Genomic DNA, 5,173 nt, shown 5'->3' with positions numbered 1-5,173 from the left:
TACTTTGGCTAACAATGGCTAAAAAAAATTGCTTCTTTATGCTAAATAGAAAAATTAAACTAAATTTAAACAACAAAACAAACAGCGGAAAAGTACGTTTTCAAATTCGCAACTTTTCCTAGCCTAACCCGTTGTGGTTAATGTAAAAAAACCGAGAAACTAAATGAATAAAACAATATTTGAGATTACTAAAATGGACTGTCCTTCAGAGGAAAATCTAATCCGAATGAAATTGGACGGAATTTCAAGTATTGCGAATTTGGACTTTGACATTCCGAACCGAAAACTGACCGTTTTTCATAGCGGAGAAACTGACCAAATTGAAAAGTCAGTTATCGAACTGAATTTAGGCGGAAAGAAAATCTCGACTGAACAAACTGACCAAACGGAATTTAATGAAAATGCAAACCAAAAAAAACTACTCTGGTCTGTACTTGCCATAAATTTTGCGTTTTTCATAATTGAAATGACAACAGGAATAATCTCAAAATCAATGGGATTGGTTGCCGACAGTTTAGATATGCTTGCGGACAGTTTCGTTTACGGAATTAGCTTGTTTGCGGTTGGCGGAACAGTAATAAAGAAAAAACGGATTGCCAAACTTGCTGGATATTTTCAAATAACACTTGCAATTATTGGATTTGTAGAAGTTTTAAGGAGATTTTTCGGAGACGAGAAATTACCTAACTTTTCGACAATGATTATAGTTTCAATTTTCGCACTTATTGCAAACGGAATTTGTCTTTACATTTTACAAAAATCAAAAAGTAAAGAAGAGGCACATATGAAAGCAAGTATGATTTTCACATCAAACGATGTGATTATAAATTTAGGAGTAATAACAGCTGGACTTTTGGTAAACTGGTTGAGTTCAAGCAAACCTGATTTGATTATCGGAACAATAGTTTTTGTTTTGGTAATTCAAGGAGCTTTTAGAATTTTAAAATTGAGTAAATAAATAAAAAAAACACTAACCACAACAATGGCTATAAGTAATTGCTTGTTCTCACCTACTTCTGAAAATCCTAGCGGATTTTCAGTTTGGTGTGTACTTGCAAAGTTAAGTGCTAACCCACGCAACTACTCATAGCCGAGACCGTTACCCACAAGCTGAAAACCAGCCGCACATTTTAGCACTTTCGGTTTTTGCCAAAACACAAATCCAATGCAAAAAAACCAAAAGAGCTAAAATTTTCCCCGCACTACGATTTGGATAGTTCAAATAAAAAGTCTAATTTTGTTACTTATAGTCAACATCAAAGGAAAATGAATAAAAGTATAATAAATGAACTAATTAACTCTCACGAGATAAACCTCATTGAGAAACATCTCATTTATTCATTTCTTCAAAACAACGATTTAGATTCCACAAAAAGTCCAATAATTTCAGAACTGTTAACCGACTTTAAAACAGAATCCGAAATCTATTCACTCGTTTCAACTCTGCACATTAAGGATTTAAAACTATTAGAGAATTATCTTGAACTTTTAATTCCCAAAAACGACAGAAAAGTAAATGGAGCATTCTTTACTCCGACTTACGTTGTAGATTTTATTATCAATGAAGTATCACCGAAAAACAATGACAAATGTTTAGACCCAAGTTGTGGTTGTGGAGCTTTTTTAATTGGCTTGGTTGAATATTTCCAGAAGACTTTTAATAAAAGTGTAAAAGCAACTATCAGAGAAAATATTTATGGTTCTGATATATTGGGTTATAATGTAAAACGCTCAAAAATAATCTTATCACTTTACGGACTTTTAAAAAATGAAATTATAGAAGAATCCGATTTTAATATTTACCATCAAGATAGTTTAAAAGCTGATTGGTCAAGTAAATTTGAAATTATTGTTGGGAATCCACCATATGTTAAGTTTCAAGATTTAAGTGATGAAAACAGGGATTATTTAATAAATAATTGGAAAAGTATTGAAAATGGAACTTTCAATTTATACTTTGCCTTTTTTGAGTTGGGGCATAAACTTTTAACAAAAAATGGAAAGTTAGGTTACATTACACCAAACAATTATTTCACTTCGTTGGCAGGTTTGTCGCTTCGTCAATATTTTCTACAAAATAAATGCGTTACACGAATTGTAGATTTTAGGCATAAAAAGGTTTTTGATGCACAAACTTATACTGCTATAACTTTTCTTGACAACAAGAAAAATGAATCTATTTTATTCGACAAAATCAAGGATGAACAAACTTGTCCAAATTTTTTAATATCTGCAAATGGTTCTCCAAACTATATAGAAAACCTCAATGTAAATAAATGGCGTTTACTTAAAACACAAGAACAGGAAAACATTAGAATTATTGAAAAAATCGGTACTCCGATAAAGCAATTATTTAATATCGCTGTTGGTATTGCGACCTTAAAAGATGAAGTCTTTTTTATAGATTCAGTAGACCAAAAAAATGGTTATTTAACTAAAACCACAGAAAACGGAACTTTTTTAATTGAAAAAGAAATCACAAGACCAGTTTACAAAATATCTCAATTTAAAAGCCAAAAAGACATTGAAAACAACACTTTAAGAATTATTACTCCTTATCACACGAATGCAAAAAATGCAATTCCGATTTTGGAAGATGAATTCAAAATAAAATATCCAAAATGCTACGAATACCTACTTTCTGAAAAGGAGAAATTAGAAGGAAGAGGAAAAGGGAAAAAGGTATTTACTCCGTTTTATGCTTGGGGAAGAACACAAGGTATTACAAGATTTGGTAAAAAAATATTGAATCCTACATTTAGTAAGCACCCAAGATTTTTATTTGTGCCAGAGGAGGATGCTTATTATACAAACGGTTACGGAATTTATTTTGACAGAGACCATTCAAATAAAGCATCATTATTTGAGGATTCAACTCATCCAATGTCAAAAGAAGAAAATATTTTGGTTGTTCAAAAAATCTTGAACTCTATTGTAATGGATTACTATGTAAGTAACACAAGCGTTTCTATTCAAGGAGGCTTTCCTTGCTACCAAAAGAACTTCATTGAAAAATTTACTATCCCAAATTTCACTCAAGATGAAATCAAGGTTTTACAAAGCCTTAACGACAAAATAGAAATTGATGAATTTTTAATTGAAAAATATCAAGTTAAAATTCAGCTTCCAAATCTTGTTTCATAATTTGACAAAATATTATCTGTGAAAGTTCCCCAAGATAATTCATCAATACTTGCAGTTGAATTAGCATCTAACAATCCATCATTTATTAATTCTTCATTAGAACTGTAAATTTTAGCAGGAGTTTGTGCAAAATCAACAAGCAATAAACAAACTCTTTCATACTTATAATCTTCACGCGTATGGTCTAATCGTCCATTTATAGCTTGAAAGGATTTTATATACTTTTCTACTGCTCCAACTTTATCAATAAACTGAACAATATTATCGTCCATTACAGAAGCATCATATTCTTTAACCGGAATCATATAAACTTCTCCTAAAACCATTTTCTGACATCTAACGTGTAAATTTTGGGCTTCAGCAATAGTTCTTTCGTAAAGTGTGTCAAAGTTTTTAGCAAGAGAACTCATTTGACTTCTAATATTTACAGAAATTGTACGTTCTGTATAATCTTTACCATAATAATCAGTTGCTTCTCTTAAAATTCCTTCAGTCATTGTTTCAGATTCTGGGACATATCCTTCAGGTGTAACGCAAACATCTTGATGTTTTTGTTTAATAAAACCAGCTAATTTAAGTTCAGGCTTTGATGCTCCAAGAGGTGGATGGATTCTATCAGGAGAAATTCCTTTTCTAATAAAATCAGCTTTGACAGCTTCGTGAATAAAGTTAATTGGTCGTGATGACCTAATCATTGCTTCTTTTGCTCTAATTCCACCTTCAATAATTGAAGTTTCTATAAGTTCTTTAAAACCATCAACTGCTTGTTGAATCGTTATCAAATTTGTCATTTCCAAAAAATTCTTTTAATGTAACCCCAAGTGCAACAGCAATTTTTTCAATATTGACAATTGATATGTTTCTTTGACCATTTTCAACACTTGCAATGTAACTACGGTCTAAATCAGAAGCATAAGCTAAATCTTTTTGCGACATTTGCTTAACTTCCCTCAATTCTTTGATTCGAATTCCTATTTTAGACTTTATTTCCACGGTTGCAAATTTGAGGAAATGTTGACTATAAATCAAAGACTATAAGTAACATTCGGAATTTTATCCAACGCTTAAAGCCATACACATTTGCAATTCGCCACAGCCAACGCTACACCAAAAATCGCAAAAGAGTATGTCTTTGCCAACGCTGAAAACCAAGCTGAACGGAATAAAGCCAGTGGGTAACAACGTATATAAAAAATAGCGGTTTTAGTGCTTAATCAAAGTGAAAATCATATATTTAAGGTCTGTTAAAAACCGAAAAGTTTGTGCTTAAAAATCCGCTACTTTTCATATACAAGACCGTTGTGCACAAGCTGAAAAAAACAAAAATATGAGATTTGCCCATACAAATATTGTAAGTACTGATTGGAAAAAACTTGTTGAATTTTACGTGAATGTGTTTGGTTGCAAAATCATACCTCCGATTAGAAATCAATCTGGAAATTTTTTGGACAAGGGAACTGGATTAAAAAATGCTAAATTACAAGGAGCACACCTAGCATTGCCAGGATATGAAAAAAGCTTTCCCACTCTTGAGATTTACCAATATGAAAATATCGAAAATCAAGAAAAAATAGCTCCTAATAAAAGAGGTTTCGGACATATAGCTTTCGAAGTAGAAAACGTAGAAGAAATATTAGAAAAAATTTTGATGAACGGCGGAGAAAAATGCGGAGAGATAACGGAAAAAGAAATCGAAGGTGCAGGAACAATCACTTTTATTTATGTTAGAGACCCAGAAGGAAACTTAATTGAAATTCAAAATTGGAAATAAAGCCTGTGCACAACAATGTATAACCGCAATTACGGCGGATTCGACTACGTCCGAATCCACTCGGAATTGCTAGGCTTGTGTTAAACCGAAAATTAACGCATATTAACCCGTAACTGACGGTTATACGAGACCGTTGTAAGTAATGCCGAAAAACCCAGAAACCAAGTGAATAAAACAATATTTGAAATTACCAAAATGGATTGTCCTTCAGAGGAAAATCTTATCCGAATGAAATTGGACGGAATTTCAAGCATTGCG

The 5,173-nt window shown here is 32.0% G+C and carries 5 protein-coding genes and 1 pseudogene; 4 read left to right on the top strand and 2 right to left on the bottom strand.

What is annotated here, in order from left to right:
* Positions 1-163: 163 nt before the first annotated feature.
* Together HGB55_RS14380 and HGB55_RS14375 are read left to right on the top strand one after the other, a co-directional pair.
* Entirely contained in the window at positions 164-958 is a 795-nt protein-coding gene (locus HGB55_RS14380; RefSeq protein WP_157363358.1) for a cation transporter, read from the top strand.
* A 308-nt stretch (positions 959-1,266) separates the two neighbouring features.
* Positions 1,267-3,144, top strand: a complete 1,878-nt coding sequence (locus HGB55_RS14375) for an Eco57I restriction-modification methylase domain-containing protein (RefSeq protein WP_168817678.1) — start codon at positions 1,267-1,269, stop codon at positions 3,142-3,144.
* Here the strand turns inward: HGB55_RS14375 and HGB55_RS14370 are convergent.
* Together HGB55_RS14370 and HGB55_RS14365 are read right to left on the bottom strand one after the other, a co-directional pair.
* Positions 3,120-3,935, bottom strand: coding sequence for a restriction endonuclease (locus tag HGB55_RS14370; RefSeq protein WP_168817676.1), 816 nt, complete (start codon positions 3,933-3,935; stop codon positions 3,120-3,122). The two genes, HGB55_RS14375 and HGB55_RS14370, sit on opposite strands and share 25 nt — an antisense overlap.
* A complete protein-coding gene (locus tag HGB55_RS14365) occupies positions 3,901-4,137 on the bottom strand; it encodes a helix-turn-helix transcriptional regulator (RefSeq protein ID WP_168817674.1) in 237 nt (78 codons plus the stop codon). Before HGB55_RS14365 ends, HGB55_RS14370 begins: the two co-directional genes overlap by 35 nt.
* Before the next feature lie 334 nt (positions 4,138-4,471).
* Between HGB55_RS14365 and HGB55_RS14360 the strand changes: the two genes are divergently transcribed.
* Complete coding sequence (locus HGB55_RS14360) at positions 4,472-4,915, top strand: VOC family protein (protein WP_168817672.1); 444 nt, start codon at positions 4,472-4,474, stop codon at positions 4,913-4,915.
* A gap of 165 nt (positions 4,916-5,080) precedes the next feature.
* Positions 5,081-5,173: pseudogene (locus HGB55_RS15685) on the top strand (cation transporter); the annotation flags it as partial.

This window comes from Lutibacter sp. B1, from assembly GCF_012524075.1.
Lineage (GTDB): Bacteria > Bacteroidota > Bacteroidia > Flavobacteriales > Flavobacteriaceae > Lutibacter.
The sequence above is the reverse complement of the archived record's forward strand: the minus strand, read 5'-3'. Positions and strand labels throughout refer to the sequence as shown.